Origin of the sequence: Xanthomonas arboricola pv. populi (assembly GCF_002939945.1) — a bacterium.
Lineage (GTDB): Bacteria > Pseudomonadota > Gammaproteobacteria > Xanthomonadales > Xanthomonadaceae > Xanthomonas > Xanthomonas arboricola_A.
In genome coordinates this window covers 979,132-1,002,854 of the sequence record NZ_MDEB01000001.1, presented here as the reverse complement: position 1 = coordinate 1,002,854, position 23,723 = coordinate 979,132, and the positions used below count along the sequence as shown (strand labels likewise).

At 66.6% G+C, this 23,723-nt stretch carries 24 protein-coding genes; 10 read left to right on the top strand and 14 right to left on the bottom strand.

Translation table 11 applies throughout. The features are described from left to right. The first annotated feature begins 111 nt into the window (after window positions 1-111). The 5 genes from ubiH to XaplCFBP3123_RS04895 all read left to right on the top strand — a co-directional run bounded on the left by ubiH (window position 112) and on the right by XaplCFBP3123_RS04895 (window position 5,020). Window positions 112-1,320 (top strand): 2-octaprenyl-6-methoxyphenyl hydroxylase, encoded by a 1,209-nt coding sequence (ubiH, locus tag XaplCFBP3123_RS04915; RefSeq protein ID WP_104532989.1) that lies wholly within the window; start codon window positions 112-114, stop codon window positions 1,318-1,320. Then, window positions 1,317-2,498 carry a UbiH/UbiF family hydroxylase gene (locus XaplCFBP3123_RS04910; RefSeq protein ID WP_104532988.1) on the top strand — a complete coding sequence of 394 codons (1,182 nt, stop codon included), beginning with the start codon at window positions 1,317-1,319 and terminating at the stop codon, window positions 2,496-2,498. Before ubiH ends, XaplCFBP3123_RS04910 begins: the two co-directional genes overlap by 4 nt. A gap of 115 nt (window positions 2,499-2,613) precedes the next feature. Further along, window positions 2,614-3,336, top strand: coding sequence for an alpha/beta fold hydrolase (locus XaplCFBP3123_RS04905; protein WP_104532987.1), 723 nt, complete (start codon window positions 2,614-2,616; stop codon window positions 3,334-3,336). Between the two features lie 85 nt (window positions 3,337-3,421). After that, the gene (locus XaplCFBP3123_RS04900) at window positions 3,422-3,853 is read left to right on the top strand and encodes a nuclear transport factor 2 family protein (RefSeq protein ID WP_104532986.1); all 432 of its coding nucleotides are present in this window, start codon (window positions 3,422-3,424) and stop codon (window positions 3,851-3,853) included. A gap of 132 nt (window positions 3,854-3,985) precedes the next feature. Continuing rightward, a complete protein-coding gene (locus tag XaplCFBP3123_RS04895) occupies window positions 3,986-5,020 on the top strand; it encodes a SphA family protein (RefSeq protein WP_104532985.1) in 1,035 nt (344 codons plus the stop codon). 167 nt (window positions 5,021-5,187) lie between these two features. Here the strand turns inward: XaplCFBP3123_RS04895 and XaplCFBP3123_RS04890 are convergent, their stop codons facing one another. Further along, on the bottom strand, window positions 5,188-5,862 hold the full coding sequence (locus tag XaplCFBP3123_RS04890) for a GntR family transcriptional regulator (RefSeq protein WP_104532984.1): 675 nt from the start codon (window positions 5,860-5,862) through the stop codon (window positions 5,188-5,190). A 235-nt stretch (window positions 5,863-6,097) separates the two neighbouring features. On the opposite strand from XaplCFBP3123_RS04890, the gene XaplCFBP3123_RS04885 reads away from it, so the two are divergent. The 3 genes from XaplCFBP3123_RS04885 (at window position 6,098) to XaplCFBP3123_RS04875 (ending at window position 8,441) form a co-directional block, all read left to right on the top strand. Next, entirely contained in the window at window positions 6,098-7,003 is a 906-nt protein-coding gene (locus tag XaplCFBP3123_RS04885) for a gallate dioxygenase (RefSeq protein ID WP_104532983.1), read from the top strand. Window positions 7,004-7,013: 10 nt separating this feature from the next. Continuing rightward, on the top strand, window positions 7,014-7,373 hold the full coding sequence (locus XaplCFBP3123_RS04880) for a protocatechuate 3,4-dioxygenase (protein ID WP_039523676.1): 360 nt from the start codon (window positions 7,014-7,016) through the stop codon (window positions 7,371-7,373). A 66-nt stretch (window positions 7,374-7,439) separates the two neighbouring features. After that, complete coding sequence (locus XaplCFBP3123_RS04875; RefSeq protein ID WP_104532982.1) at window positions 7,440-8,441, top strand: LysR substrate-binding domain-containing protein; 1,002 nt, start codon at window positions 7,440-7,442, stop codon at window positions 8,439-8,441. 185 nt (window positions 8,442-8,626) lie between these two features. On the opposite strand, the gene XaplCFBP3123_RS04870 is transcribed toward XaplCFBP3123_RS04875, so the two are convergent. The 7 genes from XaplCFBP3123_RS04870 to XaplCFBP3123_RS04840 form a co-directional block, all read right to left on the bottom strand. Then, entirely contained in the window at window positions 8,627-10,105 is a 1,479-nt protein-coding gene (locus XaplCFBP3123_RS04870; protein WP_104532981.1) for an AMP-binding protein, read from the bottom strand. Window positions 10,106-10,311: 206 nt separating this feature from the next. Beyond that, window positions 10,312-11,781 carry an aldehyde dehydrogenase gene (locus tag XaplCFBP3123_RS04865; RefSeq protein WP_104532980.1) on the bottom strand — a complete coding sequence of 490 codons (1,470 nt, stop codon included), beginning with the start codon at window positions 11,779-11,781 and terminating at the stop codon, window positions 10,312-10,314. 83 nt (window positions 11,782-11,864) lie between these two features. Next, window positions 11,865-12,692 (bottom strand): p-hydroxycinnamoyl CoA hydratase/lyase, encoded by an 828-nt coding sequence (locus tag XaplCFBP3123_RS04860; RefSeq protein ID WP_104532979.1) that lies wholly within the window; start codon window positions 12,690-12,692, stop codon window positions 11,865-11,867. A gap of 34 nt (window positions 12,693-12,726) precedes the next feature. After that, window positions 12,727-13,200, bottom strand: a complete 474-nt coding sequence (locus tag XaplCFBP3123_RS04855; protein ID WP_104532978.1) for a MarR family winged helix-turn-helix transcriptional regulator — start codon at window positions 13,198-13,200, stop codon at window positions 12,727-12,729. Between the two features lie 144 nt (window positions 13,201-13,344). After that, complete coding sequence (locus XaplCFBP3123_RS04850; protein ID WP_104532977.1) at window positions 13,345-13,740, bottom strand: hypothetical protein; 396 nt, start codon at window positions 13,738-13,740, stop codon at window positions 13,345-13,347. A gap of 217 nt (window positions 13,741-13,957) precedes the next feature. Beyond that, on the bottom strand, window positions 13,958-14,680 hold the full coding sequence (locus XaplCFBP3123_RS04845) for a hypothetical protein (protein ID WP_104532976.1): 723 nt from the start codon (window positions 14,678-14,680) through the stop codon (window positions 13,958-13,960). An 81-nt stretch (window positions 14,681-14,761) separates the two neighbouring features. Beyond that, entirely contained in the window at window positions 14,762-15,664 is a 903-nt protein-coding gene (locus XaplCFBP3123_RS04840; protein ID WP_104532975.1) for an SMP-30/gluconolactonase/LRE family protein, read from the bottom strand. Window positions 15,665-15,923: 259 nt separating this feature from the next. Here XaplCFBP3123_RS04840 and XaplCFBP3123_RS04835 point away from each other — a divergent pair, with 259 nt between their 5' ends. Continuing rightward, complete coding sequence (locus tag XaplCFBP3123_RS04835) at window positions 15,924-17,033, top strand: Gfo/Idh/MocA family protein (protein WP_104532974.1); 1,110 nt, start codon at window positions 15,924-15,926, stop codon at window positions 17,031-17,033. 302 nt (window positions 17,034-17,335) lie between these two features. Here XaplCFBP3123_RS04835 and rlmM read toward each other — a convergent pair whose 3' ends face one another. The 6 genes from rlmM to XaplCFBP3123_RS04805 form a co-directional block, all read right to left on the bottom strand. After that, complete coding sequence (rlmM, locus tag XaplCFBP3123_RS04830) at window positions 17,336-18,379, bottom strand: 23S rRNA (cytidine(2498)-2'-O)-methyltransferase RlmM (RefSeq protein WP_104532973.1); 1,044 nt, start codon at window positions 18,377-18,379, stop codon at window positions 17,336-17,338. A gap of 36 nt (window positions 18,380-18,415) precedes the next feature. After that, window positions 18,416-18,976 carry a nucleoside deaminase gene (locus tag XaplCFBP3123_RS04825; protein ID WP_104532972.1) on the bottom strand — a complete coding sequence of 187 codons (561 nt, stop codon included), beginning with the start codon at window positions 18,974-18,976 and terminating at the stop codon, window positions 18,416-18,418. After that, entirely contained in the window at window positions 18,976-19,389 is a 414-nt protein-coding gene (locus tag XaplCFBP3123_RS04820; protein ID WP_104532971.1) for a hypothetical protein, read from the bottom strand. Before XaplCFBP3123_RS04820 ends, XaplCFBP3123_RS04825 begins: the two co-directional genes overlap by 1 nt. A 175-nt stretch (window positions 19,390-19,564) precedes the next feature. Continuing rightward, window positions 19,565-19,762, bottom strand: coding sequence for a hypothetical protein (locus XaplCFBP3123_RS21460; protein WP_172453015.1), 198 nt, complete (start codon window positions 19,760-19,762; stop codon window positions 19,565-19,567). Window positions 19,763-19,877: 115 nt separating this feature from the next. Next, window positions 19,878-20,807, bottom strand: coding sequence for a DMT family transporter (locus XaplCFBP3123_RS04810; RefSeq protein WP_104532969.1), 930 nt, complete (start codon window positions 20,805-20,807; stop codon window positions 19,878-19,880). Between the two features lie 220 nt (window positions 20,808-21,027). Beyond that, a complete protein-coding gene (locus XaplCFBP3123_RS04805; RefSeq protein ID WP_104532968.1) occupies window positions 21,028-22,767 on the bottom strand; it encodes a glutamine--tRNA ligase/YqeY domain fusion protein in 1,740 nt (579 codons plus the stop codon). 313 nt (window positions 22,768-23,080) lie between these two features. On the opposite strand from XaplCFBP3123_RS04805, the gene XaplCFBP3123_RS04800 reads away from it, so the two are divergent. After that, the gene (locus XaplCFBP3123_RS04800) at window positions 23,081-23,722 is read left to right on the top strand and encodes a glutathione S-transferase family protein (RefSeq protein ID WP_104532967.1); all 642 of its coding nucleotides are present in this window, start codon (window positions 23,081-23,083) and stop codon (window positions 23,720-23,722) included. Window position 23,723: the final 1 nt, after the last annotated feature.

The following is a 23,723-nucleotide window of genomic DNA, read 5'->3' as shown; positions in this document are numbered from 1 at the left end:
CGGACAGCGGTACTTGCGCGAGCAGCCGGCCGCGCCAGACCAGCCCGGGCGCGGCAAGCTGTCCCACCCGCTCGCGCCAACGGGGCATGAGCGAAGGCTTATCATGTGGCGATGACACATCCACATGACGTTCTGATCGTCGGCGGCGGCCTGGTCGGCTCCAGTCTGGCGATTGCGCTGGACCGCATCGGCCTGGATGTCGGGCTGGTGGAAGCCACCCCGGCCGGTACGCCGCCAGCGGTGTTCGACCAGCGCAACCTGAGTTTTGCCGCCGCCACCGTCAATGCGCTGAGCGTGCTGGGGGTGATGGCCAAGCTGCGCAGCGCCCCCGGGCCGATCCGACGCATCCATGTCAGCCGCGCCGGCGACTTTGGCCGCGTGCAGCTGGACGCGGCCGATTACGGCCGCGACAGCTTCGGCCAGGTGGTGGTGGCGCGCGATTTCGGCGAGGCGTTGCAGGCACGCCTGGACGTGCTGACCCGGTTGCGCCGCTACCGCCCGGCACGCTGCATCGGGGTCGAGCCGGTACAGGACGGTCTGCGCGCGCTGCGGATCGCCACCGATGACGGCGAGCAGCGCGTGCAGGCACGGCTGGTGGTCGGCGCCGACGGCACCCATAGCGCAGTGCGCGAGCTGCTGCATATCGGCAGCGACGCGCACGACTTCCTGCAGACCTTGTTCGTGGCGCGGGTGCGTGCCTCCCGCCCACCGGATGGCACCGCCTGGGAGCGCTTCGGCGAGCATGGGCCGACTGCGCTGTTGCCGCGTGGCGACCGCCATTACGGCGCGATCCACTGCGTGGCGCGCGCCGAGGCCGAGTCGGTGGCCGCGCTAGACGAGGCCGGCTGGCTGGCCCGGTTGCAGCGGGCGGCCGGATGGCGCGCCGGGCGCTTTGTCGCAAGCGGCGAGCGCAGCGCATACCCGCTGGTGCAGGTGCTGGCCAACGCGCTGGTCGCCGAGCGCGTGGTGCTGCTGGGCAACGCCGCGCAGACGCTGCATCCGATTGGCGCGCAAGGCTTCAACCTCGGCTTGCGCGATGCGCTGACGCTGGCCGAATTGATCGAGCACGATCGCAGCGATGCAGGGGCGGGCGCGTTGTTGGCCGAGTATCTGGCGCGCCGACGCGTGGACCGCGAGCAGACCATCGGCTTTTCCAGCGGTCTGGCGCGGCTCACCGGCAATCCGGCGCCGTTGCTGCGGCCGTTGCGCAGCCTCGGCCTGCTCGCCACCTCGCAGGCGGCACCGCTGCAGTCGATGCTGGTCGGCGGGGCGATGGGGTTCCGTGGCGATGTGCCGCAGTTGTGCAGGGGCGTCGCATGAGTCGCCGTGGTGCCCGCGATGCGTTGATCGTCGGTGGCGGTGTGGTCGGTGCCGCCTGCGCGCTGGCGCTGGCCGATGCCGGCCTGAGCGTGGCCCTGGTCGAAGGCCGCGAGCCTGCGCGCTGGCGGGCCGACCAGCCGGATCTGCGCGTCTATGCCTTTGCCGCCGACAATGCCGCGCTGCTCGACAGCCTGGGCGTATGGACCTGCGTGTGTGCTGCCCGCGTGCAACCGTACCGGCGCATGCGGGTCTGGGATGCGGCCGGTGGCGGCGAGCTGAGCTTCGATGCCGACACCCTGGGCCGCGAACAACTCGGCTGGATCATCGAACACGCGGTGCTGGTCGATCGCCTGTGGGCCGCCGTGCACGCGGCCGGCATCGAGGTGCATTGCCCGGCACGCGTGGTCGAGCTAGAACAGGATGCACACAGCGTGCGCCTGCGCCTGGACGATGGCAGCCGCCTGGAAGCGGCGATCGCCATCGCTGCCGATGGCGCCGCATCGACCTTGCGCGAGCTCGCCGGTCTGCCGGTGTCGCGGCATGCCTACGCGCAACGCGGCGTGGTCGCCTTCGTGGAGACCGAGCAACCGCATCAGGCCACCGCCTGGCAGCGCTTTCTGACCACCGGCCCGCTGGCATTCCTGCCGTTCGCCGATGGCCGCAGTTCGATCGTATGGACCTTGCCGGATACCGAGGCCGCGCGTGTGCTGGCGCTGGACGATACTGACTTCTCGCACGAGCTGACCCAGGCCTTCGCGGCGCGGCTGGGGCAGGTGCGCGTGGTGTCTGCGCGCGCGGCGTTTCCGCTGCAGCGGCAATTGGTGGAGCAGTACGTCAGCGGCCGCGTGCTGACCCTGGGCGATGCCGCGCACGTGGTGCATCCGCTGGCCGGGCAGGGCGTCAATCTGGGCCTGCGCGACGTCGCTGCGTTGCGTGATGAGGTGCGCAATGCGTTGGCAAAGCGTGCGGACTGGGCCGCCCCGCATCGGCTGCAGCGCTGGGCACGCACCCGTCGCAGCGAGAACGCCGTGGCCGCCTATGGCTTCGATGCGATCAACACGGTGTTCTCCAACGACGAGATGCACCTGACCCTGTTGCGCGGGTCGGTGCTCGGGCTGGCCGGCAAGTTGCCGCCGCTGGTCGATATGCTGTGGAAGCGCGCTTCCGGCAGCGCGTGATCGACGTGCCGGCCGACGCGAACGGCGTCGGTCGTGTCTTGGTATGTTGATTCGCTTATAGCGCAGGCAGCATGTTCCATACGACGGGCGCAGCCGGCCTGGCTACAGTCGAGCCATGTCATCTTCGGCCATCCGTTCGTCCAGACCCGGCCTGCTGCTGCTCTGCGGCCTGCTCTGCGATACCACCATCTGGCAGCGGCAACGCGAGGCGCTGAGCGATCTCGCCGAGGTGCAGGTGCTGGACTTCACCGGCTTCGACAGCATCGTGCGGATGGCCGCGCACGTACTGGCCCTCGCTCCGCCGCAGTTCGCAGTGGCTGGCCATTCGATGGGCGGGCGGGTGGCGCTGGAGATCATGCGCCAGGCGCCGCAGCGCGTGCAGCGCCTGGCCTTGCTGGACACCGGCATTGCGCCACGCGGTGACGGCGAGCGTGAGCAGCGCGCGGCGCTGGTGCGGCTTGCCCACACGCACGGCATGCAGGCGCTCGCACGGCAATGGCTGCCGCCGATGCTGCATCCGGACCGGCACGACGATGCCGAGCTGATGACCGCACTGATGGCGATGGTGCAGCGGCACAGCGTGCAGACCTACGCCGGCCAGATCGCAGCGTTGTTGGAGCGGCCCGACGCCGCGCCGGTGCTGGCGCAGATTCGCTGCCCGACCTTGCTGGGCGTGGGTCGGCAGGACGTCTGGAGTCCCCTGGCCCAGCACCAGCAGATGGCGCAGCAGATCCCGCATGCACGGCTGGTGGTCTTCGAGAACAGCGGGCATATGGCACCGCTGGAAGCGCCCGCGGCCGTCAGCGCAGCAATGCGCGACTGGCTGCAGGACGCGTGATGGCGATCCGGTCTGGCTGGCGGCGCGTGCGTTGTCGTCGTTGACCAGGCTTGTCGGTTTTTCAGCAACGACCCGAGGAGGCTGCGTGCACGACGATGCATCGATCATCATTGCCTGCGAGCAGGTGATTCGCCAATTCGCACTGCTCAACGATCGTCATGATCACGACGGTCTCGCCGCTTTGTTCACTGCCGATGGGGTATTCGCCCGCCCCAGCGCGCCGGAGGTACCGGTGCAGGGGCGCGAGGCGATTCTGCACGCGTTTCGCGCGCGTGCGCCGCGCACGACCTGTCATCTGATGCTCAACACGCTGGTCAGCGTCCAATCGCCGACCTTGGTGCATGCGCACAGCAAGGTCCTGCTCCATACCGCTGCAGACACCTCGGCTGCGCCGCCCTGGACGACCCAATCGCCTGCGTCGCTCGGCAGTTTCGACGACGTGCTGGTGCTGGAGCAGGGGTGCTGGTTGTTCAAGCAACGGCTTGGCGCCTTGCTGATGCGCATTGGAGCCGACTGATCGGCTGCCTCGAATCCGTTCATGGACGCACAGGCGGATGGCGCTGTCGCCGTCGCCGCCTACCGCAGGACCGCTTTCCTCCCCCCACGTCGCGCCCGCAGTCATCCATCCATCGCATTGGAGAATCGCCTAGTGGAACGCGTGAGCTCATCTGCCCGTTGTGCTGTTGCACTGCCACGGTTGTCGTCGCACCGGCATCGTGTCCTGACCTTGGTAACGCTGCTGGGTGCCGGAATGCCCGTTGCGGCATCCGCACAAGCGGTGCCGGAAACCGCTGCACCGCCGCAGGGCATCAATCTGGGCGGGACGAGTTTTCTCGATGGCTTCGGCTCCTCGACGCCGGGCTGGACGGTGATCGGGTATCTGCGCCATTACGGCTTCGACGCGATCAAGAACGCGCGCGGCGACGATGCGGCCGCCTTCCGCGATCCCAAGGTCGGTGTCAGCGTCCTGCTGACCCAGTTGATCTACGTCACGCCCTATCGTTGGAAGAGTGCGTCGCTGGGCTTCAATGCGATCGTGCCGCTGATCAATTACGACACGTCTTTCGCCGCAGACAGCCCAGTGCAGTTGCGCGGCAACGGGTTCGGGATGGGCGACATCTCGTTCGGGCCGGCGCTGCAGATCGACCCGGTGATGCGCAACGGGCGAGTCCTGTTCTTCCAGCGGTTCGCGATCGATGCGTTCGCTCCCGTGGGCAAGTTCGATCGCGCTGTCGCGATCAACCAGAGCACCGGGTTCTGGTCGGTGGCACCGCATTGGGCGTTCACCGTGCAGCCCAGCGACAACTGGGAGATCAGCATGCGGCTGAACTATCTCTACAATTTCCGCACCGATCGCGCCGGCGGCGTACCGCCGATCCCGGGGTTCCGTTTTCGCAATGGTCAGGCCGGCGATCTGGTGTGGGCCAATCTGGCCAGCTCGGTGAAGGTCGGCGAACAACTGCGCCTGGGTATCAACGGATATTACCTGCAGCAGCTGAAGGACAATCGCACCAACGGGCAGCGTGTGCCGGACAGCAAGCGCATGCAGTTCTATCTCGGGCCGGGGCTGTCCTGGCGCCTGGATGCCAACAACTTGCTGAATTTCAATGTCTATCTGCCGGTAGAGGTAAAGAACTCGGTGGCCGGCACCAGCGTCAACCTGATGTTCGTGCACTCGCTCTAGCGTGGACACGCGTCAGGATCCGCAGCGCGCGCTGACACGTCCGCGTGCGCGCTGCGGCGGCGGATGCATCGCGCTGATGCAGACAACGAGGCATGCAGCGCAGGCCGGGCCACCTGGCTGCCGAGGTCCGAAGCTGTGCAGGCTGCCGCGTCAGGCAGGTGCGCGCGTCACAGCCCCATGCTGTGGCGTTGGGTATTGGCGTGTTCGCGGAACAACAGCTCCGCACGCGCGCCATCGCGTTGTTCGATGGCCGAGACGATGGCGCCGTGCTGCCGATGTCCGTAGTACAGATCGTCATAGGCCAGGGTGGGCGAGCGTTGGCCGAACACCACATTGACCGGGCTGACGAAGGGCACCAAGGTGCACCGGTCCACGGTCTCGGTCAGGATCGGCTTGTTGGCGGCCACCACGATGGCGCGGTGGAAGCGGGCATTCATCGCGCCGTAGGCCTGCTCGTCGTCGGCATTCAAGCTGCGCGTGGCCAGGATCCGGTCGCCTTCGTCGAGACAGGCATGCAGGGAGGCCAGCAGTGCGGCGGAGGCGCCCTGTTCTGCGACGGCGCGTGCGGCCATGCCTTCCATCAAGGCGCGCACCGCCAGTGCGTCCAGGCTTTCCTGCTGGCTGAAACGTCGCACCGCGTAGCCGCGGTTGCCGGTCTGCACCAGCAGCCCTTCCTGGCACAACGCCGGCAGGGCCTGACGGATGGGGGTGCGCGAGATGGCCAGTCGCTCGGCCAGCGCGGCCTCGGTGATGCGGTCACCGGGGGCGAAGGTGCCGCACAGGATCAGTTCGCGCAGCTGCTGGACCGCTTGCAATCGGTGGTTGTTCGCCATTGGCTCCATTCTCTCGCGCCGTACTGCAGCGCACGTTCCTTCGAAGGGGAAAACTCGCAATCCCGGTATAAAAGCCTTGCAGATGAGATCGCTTGGTGGCACTTTGGATCCCAAGGATACCGTTTTGGCGGTCCGGAGTGGTCGGTCGACGTTGTTGGGATCCCATGGCGGGAGGGATTTCGACTCAATCAATGATGCGCGATCGGTCGCTACCAGTGGCCGGCACGTATCGCAGGAGTGCAGCATGGCAAGCATCATCGGCGGCATCGGAACCTCGCACGTTCCCACCATCGGGGTGGCCTACGACAAGGGCAAGCAGCACGATCCGTTGTGGAAGCCGTTGTTCGACGGCTATACACCGGTAGCTGCCTGGTTGGCCGAGCGGCAGGCAGACGTGCTGGTGTTCTTCTACAACGACCATTGCACGACGTTCTTCTTCGACCTGTATCCGACCTTCGCCTTGGGCATCGGCGAGCGCTTCCCGGTGGCCGACGAAGGCGCAGGGCTGCGCAATCTGCCGCCGATCCGCGGCGATGTGCAGCTGCAGGCGCATATCGCCGAATGTCTGGTCAACGACGAATTCGATCTGACTGTCTTTCAGGACAAGCCGATCGACCACGGCTGCGCGGCGCCGCTGCCGTTGCTGTGGCCGCACGTGCCGGACTGGCCGGGCACGGTGGTGCCGATCGCGATCAACGTGCTGCAGTACCCGCTGCCGACCGCGCGCCGTTGCTACCGCCTGGGCCAGGCGGTGCGGCGGGCGATCGAATCCTATCCGGAGGATCTCAAGGTGGTGGTCGTGGGTACCGGCGGGCTGTCGCATCAGATCCACGGCGAGCGCACCGGTTTCAACAACACCGACTGGGACATGGAATTTCTGGACCGCTTCCAGCACGCACCGGAAACGCTGACCGATCTCACCCACACCGATTACGTGCGCCTGGGCGGCGCCGAGAGTGTGGAGCAGATCATGTGGCTGGCGATGCGTGGCGCGCTGGGCGGGCCGATCCGCAAGCTGCATCAGAACTACTACCTGATGACCACCACCGCGATGACGGTGGTGCTGTACGAGCCCGGCGTCGAAGCCGCTGACGCGCCGTCTTCGGCGCAGTTGCTCGCGCACTCCACGCATACCGCGAACGCGGCATGAGGGCCGGCCGATGAATCCGCAAGTACAGGGCATGGACCAGATCGGCGGCACTTACCTGTTCGACCTGCGTACCAGCAACCGCGCGTTGCGCATCAACCGATTCTTCTGGCATATGATCCGCGCCCCATGGCGCGATCGCTTTCTTGAAGATTCCGAAACCCTGATGCAGGAAGCCGGCCTCACCGAGCATGAAAAGGCGCTGATCCGTGCACGCGACTGGCTCGGCCTGGTGCAGTACGGCGCCAACTTCTTCGTTATCGAGAAATTCGCCCGCGTGGTGCGGATGACCAATCTGCAGGTCTACGCCATCATGCGTGGCGAATCCTTCGAAGATTTCATGCAGACCCGGCGTGTGCCCGATGCGCGCTGATCTGCAGGCGGCGGTCAGGTGTCGTGCCGCCGCATTACCCGACTTCCCAACGTAAGGTCCCCCCCCATGACCATGTCCTCCGTGTTCTTCGAGCACCGCATCAAGGTCCGGCATCTACGTGTCATCGAGGCGCTGGACCGGCAGAAAAGCCTGCTCCGCGCCTCACGCGTATTGAACGTCACCCAGCCCGCTTTGACGCGTGCCCTGCAGGAGATCGAAGAGATCGTCGGCGCGCCGCTGTTCGAGCGTCATTCGCGCGGTGTGCGCCCCAACGCGATGGGCGAGGTGCTGGTACAGACTGCGCATGTCGTGCTCGGCCAGTTGCGCCGCGCGCAGGATACCTTCGAGGGTCTGCTGCAGGACGACGCGCTCACCATCACCGTAGGCGCGTTGCCGGTCGCGGCGAGCGGGCTGTTGCCGGCCGTGCTGGCCGCGTTGTATCGCGCCGAACCCACGCTGCGGGTGCGCCTGCTGCATGGGCGCACCGACGAACTGCTGCCCAAGCTGGCCGGCAACGAGATCGACCTGGTGGTGGGCCGGCTGTATCCGCTGGCCCGCTACGACGCGTTGATCCGCAAGGTGCTGTACCAGGATCCGATCGCGCTGGTGGCGCGCAGCGATCACCCCCTGTTTGCCAACGGCCAGATGCGCATCGCCGAAGCCGCTGCGTATCGCCAGGTGCTGCCGACGCTGAGCCAGCATGTCGAGCGCGACGTCGCGCAGGTCATGCGCGAGCACGGGCTGGCCACGCGCGATCAGCTGCGTTCCAGTTCGGCCAGCTTTACCCGCGAGATCCTGCTCGGCACCGACAGCATCGCCGTGATGCCGAGCATGATGGTGGCCGGGGATATCGCACGCGGCGAGCTGCGGGCCTTCCAGCTGCAACAGCCATCGCAGGCGCGCGCAGGCGGGGTGATCTATCGCGATGGCAGTGCCATCCACAAGCCCGGCGTGCGCTTGCTGATGCGCGAGCTGGAACGCCAGCTGGCGGTCATGGCCGAGCAGGGAGCGGTGTGGGTGGACGACCAGATCAGCGAGGACAACCTGTTGCTGGACGAATCCGCGTGATCGATTGAGCGCGGTATGCGCGACACACGCCGCTGCTGCGTCGGAATGACGCTGGAGCCAGACATGCACACAACGGGCAGCTCAGGCTGCCCGTGATGCTGTCGGGCATCGGTCGCCGCCGTGGCTGGGCAGCGCCTCGCGGCTTGCTGCCAGCTGCTCGCGGCGCGATCCAGATCCCGGGTGCGTCACGCCCCGGTGGCCAGGGCGTCTTTCAGGCGCGCTTTCTGCAGCTTGCCGGTCGCGGTGCGCGGCAGCGCCTGGACCATGCGCAGATGCTTGGGCACCTTGTACTTGGCCAGTCGTTCGATCAGATAGGCGCGGATCTGCTCCAGATCCGGCGCGTCGTCGGCCGGCACGATCGCCAGGTAGCCCACTTCCCCCCATTGCGGGTCGGCGATACCCACCACCGCGCATTCGCGCACCTGCGGATGATCGGCGAGCACCGCTTCGATCTCGGCCGGAAACACGTTCTCGCCGCCGGAAATGAACATGTCCTTCTTGCGATCGACGATCCAGAAGAACCCATCGGCATCGCGCCGCACGATGTCGCCGGTGCGGAACCAGCCGTGGTCGTCGAGCGCGGCGGCGCTTGCCTGCGGGTCGCGCCAGTAGCCGGGGCTGAGGTTGGGGCCGCGCAACAACAGCTCGCCGGGTACGCCGACCGGGCAGTCGTTGCCATCGCCATCGACCACGCGCGTCTGCACCGCAGGGGTCGAAATGCCGACCGCACCCAGCTTGTCGCGGATCACCGCGCAGTCCACCGACATGCCGAACACCGTGCCGGCCTCGCTCATGCCGAAGCCGCTGACCATCGGGACGCCGTCGTCCAGCCAGCCGAGCAGGTCATCGCTGGCGTGCGGTGCACCTCCGCTGACCAGCGCGGTGAGGTGCCGCAGCGATGCCGCATCGAAACCGGGCTGGCTGCGGAAGGCCTGCATCATCTGCGGCACGCCGACGTAATGGGTGATGCCCAGCGACCGATTGCTCAGCCAGCCCAGGGTACGTTCGGGCTCGAAGCCGTTGGAGACCTGGATCGAGCCGCCTACTGCGAGCGCGGGGCGCACGTTGGTGGCCAGACCGATGATGTGGAACATCGGCGCTTCGCACAGGAAACTGCTGCCCGCATCCACCCGCGTGGTGACACCGAAGTTCTGCGCCACCTGCTGCAGGTTCTGCTCGCTCAACATCACCCCTTTGGGCTGGCCGGAGGTGCCTGAGGTGAACAGGATCAGGCTGATGCGTTCGGGTGGAATCGACGCAGTGTCTGCCGGTTCGAGCGCGTTCGCCGCGTCGACGAAGTCGGCCAGCGACGCGACATCGGTACGCCCTGCAGCAACGTCGTCGCCCAACAATAGGCGCGGCTCTGCGCGTTGTAGCAATGCATCGAGTTCGGTCGCACTCAGCCGCCAGTTGAGCGGCACGTAAATCGCGCCGACGCGTCCGCAGGCGAAATGCAGCGCCACCTGCCAGACCGAATTGCGGGCCAGCACGGCGAGCCGTTCGCCATCGATGCAGCCGCGTGTCTGCAGTAATGCGGCCAGACGGCCGATCAACGCGTCCAGTTCTGCGTACGTCCATTGCTGGACCAGCAGCAGGTCGCGGGCGGCAAGCCGGTGTGGGGTGAGGCGGGCGTGGAAGGAGATCGAGTCGGTCGGCATGGTCATGGCGCTGTCTTCCGAATGCAGATGGGGGAGTGACTGGCGTGAGTGCGATGGCTGCGGCTGAAGGTTGACGCTTGCGCCCGAACCCCTGGCGAACGCTCACCAGAGAGTACGGACGCGCCGCAGGAGACGATGGACGACGCAGTGCTTGTCGCAGCATTACAGCCGCGCCTTCCTCCGTTGGCTGCGCGGTCGGTATGCTTGAGGACTTAACTGAGATAGATGGTCTTGGTCTCCAGGAAGGCGTGCAGTCCTTCGATGCCGCCTTCGCGGCCGATCCCGGAGTGCTTGACCCCGCCGAACGGCATGTCGAAGTCCACCCACATGCCATTGATCGAATGACTGCCGCTGCGCACGCGGCGGGCGATGCGGTAGGCGCGATCGGGATCTTCGCTGTAGACCGTGCCGTGCAAGCCGAAGTCGCTGGCATTGACCTTGGCGATCAGGTCGGCCTCGTCGTGATAATCGATAAAGCTCATCACCGGGCCGAAGATCTCTTCTCGGGCGATGGTCATGTCCGGGGTCACCTCGGCAAACACCGTCGGCTCGATGAAGAAGCCGCGCGGCAGATGCGTCGGGCGGCCGCCGCCCATGACCAGGCGTGCGCCCTCGGCGCTGCCTCGTGCGATGTAGGACTGCACGCGCTCGAGCTGGCGGCCAAGCGCCAACGGGCCCATGCCGGTCTCGGCCGCGAACGGGTCGCCGAGTTTGAGCGCGCCTACGGCCGCGCAGTACGCCTGCAGCATTTCTTCGCGTCGCTGCGCCGGCACCAGGACGCGGGTGAGTGCGAAGCACACCTGGCCGGTGATCGGCATCGAGTAGGGCACCAGGCTGGGCAGCAGCTTGGCGATGTCTGCATCGTCCAGCACGATTGCGGCCGACTTGCCGCCCAGTTCCAGCCCGACCCGCGCCAGACGCTCGGCGCAGGCCACCCCGATCAGCCGCCCGGCCTGGGTGGAACCGGTGAAACTCACCTTGTCCACCTGCGGATGGCGGATCAGCTGTTCGCCGACCTCGCGACCGCCCGGCAGCAGATTGAACACGCCATCGGGCACGCCGGCGGCGCTGATGCACTCGGCCAGAATGTAGGCATCGATCGGCGTTTCCGGCGAGGGCTTGGCTACCACCGTGCAACCGGCCGCCAAGGCCGCAGCGACCTTGTAACAGAGCAGCACCAGCGGTGCGTTCCAGGGGGTGATCGTGGCGACCACGCCCACCGGCTCCTGCACGATGTGCACGCGGCCGCCGTTGGCGCGTGCACGGGGCTCCACGAACGGGTGGGTCGCAATCAGGTCGCCGTAATAGTCGAACAGGCCGGGCGCCTGTTGCGAGGCGTGGCGACTGAAGCCGATGGTGGCGCCGACCTGTCCGGTCCAGGCTTCGGCCAGCTCCGGCATGCGCGCACGCAACTGCGCGGCGACGCGCTTGAGCACAGCGCCACGCTCTTGCGGCGATAGCTGCGGCCAGGGGCCGGTGTCGAACGCGGCACGCGCGGCGGCAATGGCCGCCTCGGTGTCTGCGGGCGAGGGCTCGGTGTAGCGCAGCAGGCGTTCTTCGGTATGCGGAGCAATCACATCCACGTCGCGATCGCCGCTGCTTGCGCGCCACTGGCCGCCGATGAACAGGCCCAATGGCCCACGCGCAGCGATTCCGCGCAGGGTTGCGGACAAGGCTTCCATACTCCCTCCTCGGTGCAGAAAACCACTGGCAGCGCCAGCGATGCGCGTATCGCACGCATCGCTTCGGGCGCCTCAGGAGCTGCTCAGGCGCTGTTTTTGGTCAGGTCGTATTCGCCCAGGCCGGGCTTGTAGCTCTTCTCGTCGATGAACTGACGGATGCCTTCCTTGCGGGCACTGTTGTCGAACGAATTGGCCGCTTCCTGCATGCGCACCAGATAATCTTCGGCTTCGTCGTAGGTCATGGTGCCGACGCGACGCACGGCATCCTTTGCGTATTTCAGCGCGACCGGATTCTTCTTGAGCAGTAACTGGGCCACCTCGCGGGTCCGTGTCTCCAGCCGTTCCAGCGGCACGCTTTCGTTGACCAGGCGCCATTCGGCGGCCTTCTTGCCGTCCACCATTTCGCCGGTCAGCGTCATCCACATCGCATCGCGCATGGACAGCAGTTCCACCGCAACCTTGGTGACGCCGCCGCCGGGCAGGATGCCCCAGTTGATTTCCGACAGGCCGAACTGCGCCTCGTCGGCGGCGATCGCCAGATCGCAGGCGAACAACGGCCCGAAACCGCCGCCGAAACACCAGCCGTTGACCATCGCGATGGTGGGCTTCTGGTACCAGCGCAGGCGGCGGAACCAGCCGTAGGATTCGCGCTGCGAGCGACGCACGCCGCGCAGGCCCTGGGCTTCGGTCTCGCGGAAATATTCCTTCAGATCCATGCCGGCCGACCAGGCAGTGCCTTCGCCACCGAGCACCAGCACGCCGACGTCGTCGTCGAATTCCAGCTCGTCCAGCACGTCCATCATGCGGCGGTTGAGCGCCGGGCTCATTGCGTTGCGTTTGTCGGGGCGTGCGAACTTCACCCAGGCAATGCGGTTTTCGATGCGGACCGATACCACGTCATGCTCGTTCAAGCGGCGTCTCCTTTGAGTCGGTATAGAGTGGAAATCACAGTTCTTCGGCGAGCGCGGTGTCCGGCACGCCGGCCCGTTCCAGCGCGGCGCTGGCGTTCAATTTGCAGAGCAGGCGCAGCAAGGTCTGCTGCTCGCTGGCCTGCAGGCCGGTGCAGGTACGCGCGACCGCCCGCGCCAGGCAGCCCTGGGCAGTGCCGAGCGTGCGCTCGCCAAGCGGGGTGAGGTACAGGCCCTTGCTGCGTCGGTCGCGGCCGGCCAGGCGTTCGATCAGGCCCTGCTCGGCCAGTGCGTTGGCGATCTTCATCCCGGCAGCGCGATTGACCAGCAGGCGGTTGCCCAGTTCGGTCTGGTCGCAGCCGGGCTGGTCGCGGATGTGGATCAAGGCGGTGACGCGCGCCGGGGTCAGATGCAGTTCGGCCAGTTCCTGGCGCGCGGCGTGGTTGGACGCCAGGGTCGCCAGTTGCAATTGATAGCCAAGGTCTGCGGCAAGGGCCATGCGAGCGGTCATCGATCCGTCCAAATTGTATCCGTTAAATACAATCTAGCCGACCGAAGCGGGCACTGCAAGAGGTTGTGGCGGGCACGCAGGAAGCACGGTGCGTGCCTGCGTAGGGCGGGCGCGCGGGGCCCGCTTTCGCTATCGCCGAGTGACTTACTGAATCAGCCAGCCGGCCAGCTGTTCGCGGCTCAGGTGGCCGCTGTGATGGGTGTCGAGCGCGTCGAATTCATCTGCCAGTGCCGGGTTGGCCTGTGCCTCGGCGCGACTGATGCTGCCGTCGCCGTCGGTATCCATGGCCTGAAAGTCGATGCGGTAGCTGCCGACCACGCTGTTGGGCTGGATCGAGCGCACGATCACGCTGGACTCGTCCCGCGGGCGCTCCAGCTGCGCCTGATGGGTGACCTCGCCGCTGGACAGCGGTTGGGTGCGAATCACATTGGGCACCTCGATCAGCGGCATGCTGCTGGCCGGCGTCGGTGCCTGTTGCGCGAGCGCGTGGCCGGCGAGCAGCAGCAAGACGGAAAACGAGACGATACGAACGGCGGCCATCAGATCCCCCTGAAGTGGAACAGCCCGCAAGCATAGAGGCTGCCGGGCGCCTTGAGGTGCGTGCCAACGCCTGCTCGGCGTCTGGCGACAGTGCCTGCGTGCGCTCAGGCTGACGTCAGTCCGGCGTACGCGATCGCGATGCGGCATCAGCCAACCGGGACCGGAGCCGGAATCCATCGCCGCACCGCAACGTCGTACGCCGTTGCGGTGCGGCGGATCAGCCGGGAATGAACGGAAACACGATCTTCAACAAGCCCTTCAGACCGCCCTCGGCAGTGCTGGCCACGGCCTTGGCACCGAGGCTGTTGAGTGCGCGCCGTACGTCTTCCCAACGCAGTTGCGCGATGTCCTTCTTCAGCAGGTCCGCCACTTCTTCGGCGGTGGGCGTGAGCTTTTGCAGTTCGTGTACGGTGGCCTGCGGATCCTGCTGCAGATAGCCCCAGCGCTCGGCGACTTTCAGCAGCGTGTCGAAGCGCACCGCGACCACGTCGCGATTGCGCTCGTACACCGGCAGGGCGCCGACATCGAGAATGGCCTGTTCGAATTGCTGCGCATCGTCCGGGTGTTCGATGCGCACCGCCAGAAAGCCTTCCTTGCGGCTGCGCTCGCTGACGTGCTTGGCACCGGAGCGCAGATTGTCTTCGGTGAGTACGTTGGCGACGATGCGCTGCATCGCCGCGTCGCCTTCCTCGGGCACCAGCGAGCGCCAGCGCGCATAGCCGTCGCGACGCAATGCCTTGACCTTGGCCGAGGTCACCCGCAGCTGCAGCGCGACCATCGCGTTGGAGCTGTTGCGCGAGATGGCGCCGTCGCGTTCGAGCAGCACGAAGATCAGCAGTTCCAGGTCGCGCTTGGTCAGCGATTGGAATCCCTGCAGCAGGGTCAGGCGCAGGAATTCGTTGCCGAAGGCAGCCGCGTCCTTGAGTTCGATCGGTTGCATGGGGAGTCCTCCACGGGTGACCTGCAGGATGCCAGGACGCTGTTGCGCGACTTGAGAACCGTTGCGACGTGCGCAGCAGTTTCAGCGTCCGGTTTCGCGCCCCGGGCGATCGGACCTGAACGTTTCAACTGCGCCACGATCCTGCAAGGTGACGAACACCTGTTTGCCATCGGTGCCGCCGAACGCGACATTGCTGGCCTTGCGGCCCTTCAACGCGACCGTGCGCAGCAACGTGCCCTGCGGCGAGACCACCGCGATCTGCCCGGCATCGTAGCGGGCGATATAGAGATTGCCGTCGGCATCGCAACGCATGCCATCCATGCCGAAGTCGGGGAAGCTGATCAGCAGGCGTTTGTTGCGCAGGCCGCCATCGACGCGGTCGTACACCCACACCTTGCGCGACATGCTTTCGTTGACGTAGAGATGCGCCCCGTCGGGGCTGACGTCCAGCCCGTTGGGCGTGGTCATGCCGGACTCCATCAACTGGACGACGCCCTCGCGACTGATGTGCCACAGGCGCCCGCTGTTGTCCTTCCAGTTCGGGTCGCTTGCATAGAAACCGCCATCGGGCGCAATCGCCAGATCGTTGGGACCATCGGCGTCGGGCAGCGAGGCGAACGTGCTGACCGCACGCGTGCGCAGGTTCACCTGCAATATTTTGTGGCCGGTGTAATCGGCCACGTACATCGTCCCGTCGCGGAAGCGGATGCCATTACCGGTGCTGCCATCGGGCAAGGTCACGAAGACCTCAGCCTTTGCAGTGCCATCAGGGTTCAGGGCGATACGCGCGATGGTGCCGTCCTTGCCCAGATTCACCGCATAGAGCGCGCCGTCCGGTCCTGCCGCAGGACCTTCGGCATTGTGGGTGAAGGCGCCATCGCCGATCAGGTCGCGCGCAACGAAGGGCGCATCGGCAGCGATCGCCAGCGAGCTGGACAACAGCAACGCCAAGGGCAGGAAACGACGGCGGGCGACAGCGATCATGCGGCATGCTCCAGAGGGGATCGTTGCCAGTGTGCCAGAACGTGCGCGGCGGCCATGGCGGTGATCACGCGCGATCAAGTAAGGTGCCCGGGCGGCATCGGCCGACCAGCGACCAGCACCACCAATGCGCCCACCTGCGGGCAGGGCGATTGGGACGTGGTGCGGCATGTATCCACCGACACTCCGGTACGAGTGCGTCGTCGGCTGACGACTGCATGCAATGGTGTCAGCCGCTCTCAATCTTGCCAAGGAGGTTTGCATGTCCGTGGAATCGATCACACGTCGCCGTTTGCTTGCCGCGTTCGGCGGTGCAGGCATCCTGCTGGCTGCGCCCGGCTGGGCATTGCCGAAGAAAAAGCCTGGCAAACCGCTCAACGTGGCGTTGGCCGGCCTGGGCAGTTATGCCAGCGAACAGCTCGCGCCGGGTCTTGCGTTGACCAAGCATTGCAGACTGGCCGGCATCGTCACCGGTACGCCCTCGAAGATTCCGCAGTGGCAGGCCAAATACGGCATCGCCGATCGCAACGTCTACAACTACGAGAACTTCGACCGGATCGCCGACAACGACGACATCGACGTGGTGTACATCGTCACGCCCACCCACCTGCATGCGCCGCTGACCCTGCGCGCGGCGGCGGCCGGCAAGCATGTGTGGTGCGAAAAGCCGATGGCGATGCATGCCGCCGAATGCGAGGCCATGATCGCGGCGTGCAAGCGCAACAAGGTGGCGCTGGCGATCGGTTACCGCATGCAGCACGAACCCAATACGCGCCGCCTGATCGCGATGGCCAGCGAGAAGCCGTTCGGCGCGATGCGACGCGTGCGTGCCGAGGCCGGGTACAACGGCTATCACGATGCGACCAAGGCCGAACGTCCGTGGCGGTTGCGTTCCCAGTTCGGCGGTGGAGCGATGTACGACATGGGCGTGTATCCGCTCAATGCCGCGCGCTACACGGTGGGCAGCGAGCCGTTGGCCGTCACCGCCAAGCGCTGGACCGATCGTCCCGAGCTGTTCGACGAAGTCGACGAACATATGGATTTCACCCTGGAATTCCCGAATGCGCTGCGTGCCGAGTGCAAGACCAGCTTCGGGAAGAACATGAATGTGCTACGCGCCGAATGCGAGCGCGGCTGGTACGCGTTGTCGCCGTTCCAGAGCTACCAGGGCGTGACCGGCAAGGCCAGCGACGGGCGCGTGTTCGACGCCAGGGTGCCGCACCAGCAGGCACTGCAGATGGACGAGGACGCGCTGGCGATCATCAACGGCACCCCGCTGCGCGCGCCGGGCGAAGAAGGCCTGCGCGACATCCGCATCGTCGATGCGATCTACCGCTCGGCCCGCGAGGGCAGCAAGCGCATCGTGCTATGACCGCGGCCCGCTCCGTCGATCGACGGAGCGGGCCCACCCCAGCCAAGCGAGCACGCTGGCGCGCACCAGCCTGCCACGATGAAGTCCCCACGAACATGCAGTCCAGCGCCGAAAGCGGCTGCCCAGCAATTACACCGGACTGCCATCAGCGCGACTGGCGCAGGTGAATCACCACACCAACTCACGCGACACCCGCCAGCACCCACCGCAATAACAACGCCACCAATCCGCGCTTTTACGATTCCCGATTCCCGAATCCCAGCTCTTACGATTCCCCAATCCCGATTCCCGATTCCCGGCTCTCAACCCCGCATCGCCAGCACCGTGATCTCCTCACGATCGTGATACAGCTGCTTGGCACGCACGATCAGCGATTTTTCGGCCTGCTGCTCGAACAGGTCCAGGCATAGCCGGGTTTCGTCCCAGCGCTTTTTCATTGGCAGCTTGAGGTTGAAGATGGTGTTGCGGCACCAGCCTTCGCGGATCCAGGTGGCCATGCGTTCGGCCACGCGGCGCGGTTGCTCGACCATGTCGCAGACCATCCAGTCCAGCGCTTGCGCAGGCTTCCAGTGAAAGCCGTCGGCGCGCAGATGCTCGACCAGGCCGGTCTCCAGCACGTGCTCGCGTAGCGGGCCGTTGTCGACGCTGGTGATATGCACGTGTTGGCGGGTGAGCACCCAGGTCCAGCCGCCTGGGGCCGCGCCCAGATCGGCAGCGCGCATGCCGGGCTTGACCAGCACTTCGCGTTCTTCCGGTGTGAGCAGGGTGAGCAGGGCTTCGTCGAGCTTGAGCGCCGAGCGCGATGGCGCCTCCGGCAACAGCTTCAGGCGCGGAATGCCCAAAGGCCACGGTGCGCTGTCGGCGCTGTCGGCCACCGCCAGCAAGGCGTAGTCGCCATCGAGAAAACAGATATGCAACCGCGCCAGGCGCGGCTGCGGTTTGTCGGTGAGCAGGCCGGCCTTGCGCAGGGCCGGACGCAAGGCGTTGCCGAAACTGCGTGCCAGCCCGGCCAGCGGCTTGCCCGCGTCCGAATCCGGGTGTTCCACCCACAGGTCGCCGAAGCGCGGCTGGCCTTCCAGTGCGGCCAGGATCGGCGTGATGCGGTCCTTCGGGTCGATGCCCTTGAGTTCGGCGATCACCACCAGCTTCTGCCGCGCGAAGATCAGCTCGCGCCAGTGCAGCTTGGCAGCCAGTTGCGCGGCCTCATCGCAGACGAACAGCACATAGCCGTCGTTGCGCTGGGTACGTGCATAACCGGCGATGCCGACGAAGGCGGCGCGCGCGCTCAACTCGGCAGCCAGCTCCGGCTCGAAGCCCTGGCGGCAGTAACACAGCAGGCCGCTCATCGCAGGGCCTGGCGTGCGTCGCTAAGGCGTGCAAGATCAATAATGGTCACCGCCGCCCTCGCCATAGTTGCGCAGCACCGCGCAGGCCTGCTCGCGATGCACGTCGCGCACCACGTCGATGCCGCGGCGGGTGAGCTCGCCCACCCAGTCGGCTGGCAGGGGACCTTCGTCGAATTCGGTCAGTGCCATCACGTCTTCGGCGCGTGCGCCGATCACCAGGCGGTCGATGCCGGCCCACACCGTGGCGCCGTAGCACTGGCAGCACGGCTGCGCCGAGGTGGCCAGCGTCACCGGCGACAGCACATCGTTCAGGCGCGGCGTCTGCAGGCGTTGCTGGGCGAGCATGTAGGCCATGTTTTCGGCGTGTGCCAGCGAGGTGGTCTGCGGCACCACGCGGTTCACCGCTGCGGCGATGATGCGGTGATCCGGGCCGAACACGACCGCACCGAACGGGCCGCCGCTGCGCTCCTGCACGTTCATCCGCGACAGTTCGATCGCCAGCGCCACCTTGTCCTCGTCGCTGGGATAGGCGCGGCTGTCGTCGACATGCGCGTGGATCCAGTCGGGCAGCGTGAGGTGGACTTGCGCGTAAAGCATCAGTGGACCATTTCCGTAGAGGGGGGAGCGGGGCGCAGTGTATCGGCCTGGGCGTCCTTTGCGGCACATTGCCCGGCCACGCACTGGCAGGCGCTGATCTCGCGGAAGCCGCACACGCTCATCATGCCGCTGGCCTGGCACTGCGCCTGCACGCCCTTGGGGTCGGTGGCACTGTTGACATTGACGCAGGCCGGGAATGCGCCGCAGCAGTTACCGACGTTCTTCACCGTGCAATCGGCGTCGGTGCGGCAGGTGGTGGTCACGGTGATCGGCTTGCCTTTTGACGGGCTGGTTGCCGAGCCGGTCGCCGCAGGCGGCGTGGCCGTATCGGCCGGCGGTGCGGCGCAGCCGACCGACACCAGACAGGCCAGCAACAACATCGAGCTCAGACACCGGGACAAAAGACGGGACATGCGGCCGCTCCGATCAGGACAGGTGAGCGGCCATGGTAAGCCCCGGATGCGCGGAATGTGGCGAGCGCTGGATCAGCTACGGAGAACCTGGGTATCCAAGCCCTGCGCGCGTCGCGATTGATGGCGCTGGCCGGTGCCCGGCGTGTGACCGAAACACGCCGGCAGTTTCATGCAGTCAACGCGGTCTGCGCAGCGCCCAGTGGCAGCGCGTGGCAAGGTCCAGTTGCTGCATGCTTTCGTCGCGGCGATCGCTGGGCAGTTCGTCATCTGGCCGACTCGGGAGCAGCGTGCAGAACGCCTCGGCCGGGGTCGCCGCGTTCGAGACGGGCGGCTGCGGCGAGCAGGCCGCCAGACCGATCGACAGCGAAAACACCGCGCTCCGCAGCGTGTGTGCAGGCGAGCGTGAACATGGTTGGGGGAGGCACATGGCGGCGTTGCTGACGGACACAGCCTGCAATCTAGGCCGATGCGTGCATCAGCTGCCGGCGTCATTTCGCTTCCGCATGCAGTGCTGCGCACCACAGCACGCCGACCAGCAGGCACGCGATGGCGGCCAGCTCCAATGGCGTGGGCAGGCGCATTTCCCAGGCAAAGCCGTACAGCAGCGCAAAGACCGTTTCGAACACGATCATCTGGCCCACCAGGGTCAGCGGCAGCACGCGGCTGGCCCGGTTCCACAAGGCGTTGCCGATCACCGAGGCCAGGATGCCCAGCAACAGCGAAATGCTCCAGAAACTCACCCAGTCGCTCGGCGCATGTGGCGCGCTGCCGAGCAGTGTGGCCGGCGCCAGCAACAGCGCCAATGCGCCGGTGACCACGCCGGTCAGCAGCGACCAATCGCCTCCGGACAGGTCCGGACGCCGCCGCAGCCAGTGCGCATTGCCGATGGAATAGGCCGACCACGACGCCAGCGCACCGAATGCGCAAAGCAGGCCGGCGATGCGGGTGGCGCGATCGCTGGCGTGGTGACCGGCATCGTGTTGCAAGGTGTCCAGGGCGACCAGCGCCACGCCGATGACGCACAACACGCACGGCGCAGCCAGGCGTCGCAGTTGCACCGCGCCTGCTGCACGCGTGCCGATCACGGTGACTACCACCGGCAACAGGCCGATGATCAGCGCGGTCGCCGCGCTGCCGGCCCACTGCACCGCGCTGCCGAGCAGCACGTAATAGATCAGGTTGCCCAGCACGCTCAGACGCACCAGCGCCCACCATTCGGCGCGCCCCAGCCGTGCAGCGGTCTGGCGCGCGCGCGGTGCCAGCACCAGGGCGGCGACCGCGCCATAGGACAGATAACGGGCAACGGCCAGTTGCAACGGCGTAAATGCCGCCAGCAACTGCGGCGCCAGAAACACCAGTCCCCATAACGCGCCTGCGCCGATGCCGCAGGCAACACCCACCATCATGCGCTCACGCATCGTGCTGCTCCCTCATGCCGTGCAGCATGCAACGAAGTGCGGCACGCAGTCTCCATTGCGCTTGTTCATTACTTCAAGAGACAACGCGCTGAGGTGGCTTTGCGCTGCTTGCCTGATCTGCGGTGACAGCCATCAGTGGCCGATCGCGGCAGCCAGGCCGGCTTGGTTGCCTGCCGCCATATCCGCGCCGGATGGCTGGGGCCCCCGGCACGGTTCCGACTCACTTGGCCCAGGTGTCGCGCAGGGTCACGCTGCGGTTGAACACCGGCGTGGCGGCGCTGTGGTCGCGGCGGTCGGCAACGAAGTAGCCGGTGCGCTCGAACTGGAACGACTGCTCGGGCGCCGCCTGTGCCGCGCTCGGCTCCACATAGCCGCGCACGCTGCGCTTGGAGGCGGGGTTGAGATAGTCGCGGTAGGTCTTGCCCTCGGACTCGTCGTCGGGCTTTTCCACCGAGAACAGGCGGTCGTACAGACGGATTTCCGCTTCCACCGCATGCGCGGCGCTGACCCAATGGATGGTGCCCTTGACCTTGCGGTTGGAACCGATCATGCCCGGACGCGATTCCGGATCCAGCCAGCCACGCAGCTCGACGATCTCGCCCGCGTCGTTCTTGATCACCTCGTCCACGCGCGCAATACCGGCGCCGCGCAGGCGGATCTCGCCACCGGGCACCAGCCGCTTCCAGCCCTTGGGCGGAACCTCGGCAAAATCCTCGCGCTCGATCCACAGCTCGCGCGCGAACGGCACCTGGCGGGCACCGAAGCTCTCGTCCTTGGGATGATTGGAGAAGCTCAGCGTCTCGCTGTGGCCTTCCGGCAGATTGGTCAGCACCAGCTTGAGCGGCTCGACCACCGCCATGCGGCGCGCCGCGGCCGCATCCAGATCCTCGCGCAGGCAGCCTTCCAGTACCGAGAAATCGATCAGCGAATTCTGCTTGCTGATGCCGACCCGGTCCACGAACAACCGCATCGCTGCCGGCGTATAGCCGCGCCGGCGCAGGCCCTGCAGCGTGTACATGCGCGGGTCGTCCCAGCCATCCACCAGCTGTTCTTCCACCAGCGCGGTGAGCTTGCGCTTGCTCATCACCGTGTAGTTGATGTTCAGGCGCGAGAACTCGATCTGGCGCGGCTTGGCGGCCTCGCGCGGCAGGCCCTTGTCCAGCAGCGGCTGCAGCAGCTCCGGATGCGCGGCCAGGTCCACCTTGTCCACGCACCAGTCGTAGAGCGGGCGATGGTCTTCGAATTCCAGCGTGCACAGCGAATGGGTGATGCCTTCCACCGCATCGCCCAGCGAATGCGCGAAGTCGTACATCGGGTAGATCGGCCAGGCGTTGCCGGTGTTCTGGTGCTCGACATGCTTGATGCGGTACAGCGCCGGATCGCGCAGGTTGATGTTGCCGCTGGCCATGTCGATTTTGGCGCGCAGCGTGCGCGCGCCATCGGGGAATTCGCCGGCGCGCATGCGCCGGAACAGGTCCAGGTTTTCCTCGACGCTGCGTTCGCGGAACGGCGAATTGCGGCCGGGCTCGGTCAACGTGCCGCGGTACTCGCGCACCTGTTCGGCGGACAGGTCGCAGACGAAGGCATGGCCGTCGCGGATCAGTTTTTCCGCGGCCAGGTAATACACCTGGAAATAATCCGATGCGTGGCGCAACTGCGCCCACTCAAACCCCAGCCAGCGCACGTCGTCCTGGATGGCGACCACGAACTCGGGGTCTTCCTTGGCCGGGTTGGTGTCGTCCAGGCGCAGGTTGCACAGCCCGCCGAACTCCGAGGCCAGGCCGAAATCCAGGCAGATCGCCTTGGCGTGGCCGATATGCAGATAGCCGTTGGGCTCGGGCGGGAAGCGGGTGCGGATGACCGTGTGCTTGCCGCTGGCCAGATCCTCGCGGACGATCTGGCGGATGAAGTCTTTCTTCTCCGCCGGGGCGGTGGCGTCGGTGGCTAGGGTCTCGGACATGCGCGCATCAGCAATAGGTAAACCGCAAGTTTAGGCGGTGGCACCGGTTAGGGGTAGGCGGCGGGGGATGTTGCGTGGTGGGCTGGTGCTTTCTGGTGCGGCGTGGAGCGCCAGCAGGCCCTTTGGCCAGTGCCACCAACGCCATCTAGTGGTGCCATGGGCATCCTCAAGGCCGCTATTGGCTGCAACGCGTGACTGTCGGTGAGGCGGTCGCGCCGGTGGGTGAAGGCGTGCCGGGAGCGCCCATCGGCCCCTGCTGGCGGTCGCCGGCCCCGACGCGTACGCTGCCCCGACCCTCTGCAACGAGCAGCGCATGCCTTTGCCCCGCTTGGTGATCGGCGACAAGACCCTGTCCTCCTGGTCGCTGCGCCCGTGGCTGCTGCTGCGGCATTTCCAGGTACCGTTCCAGGAAGTCTGTCTGCCGCTGGATACGCCCGAGTTTCAGGCGCGTATTGCCGGATATTCGCCCACCCGCAAGGTGCCGGTGCTCTGGGACGGTGCCCTGCACGTGTGGGACTCGCTGGCGATCTGCGAATACGTCAACGAACGCTGGCTCGCTGGCCGCGGCTGGCCGGCCGAGCTGTCCGTGCGGGCGCAGGCGCGTGCCGCGGCGGCGGAAATGCATGCGGGCTTCGCGGACTTGCGCACCCAGCTGCCGATGAATCTGGCCCGCGCTCCTGGCCCCGCCCACTGGGACGCGGCTGCCGAGCGCGACATCACCCGCATCCAGGCGCTGTGGGCCAGCCTGCGCGCCGAGCACGGCCATGCCGGGCAGTTCCTGTGTGGCGACTTCGGCATCGTCGATGCCATGTTCGCCCCGGTCGCGTTGCGTTTTGCCAGCTACGGCGTACCGCTGTTCGAGACTGCCGGCGATTACCTGGCCGCACTGGATGCGCTGCCGGCACTGCGCGAGTGGAAGCAGAGCGCCGAGCGCGAACGCCTGGAGCGTGGCTGAC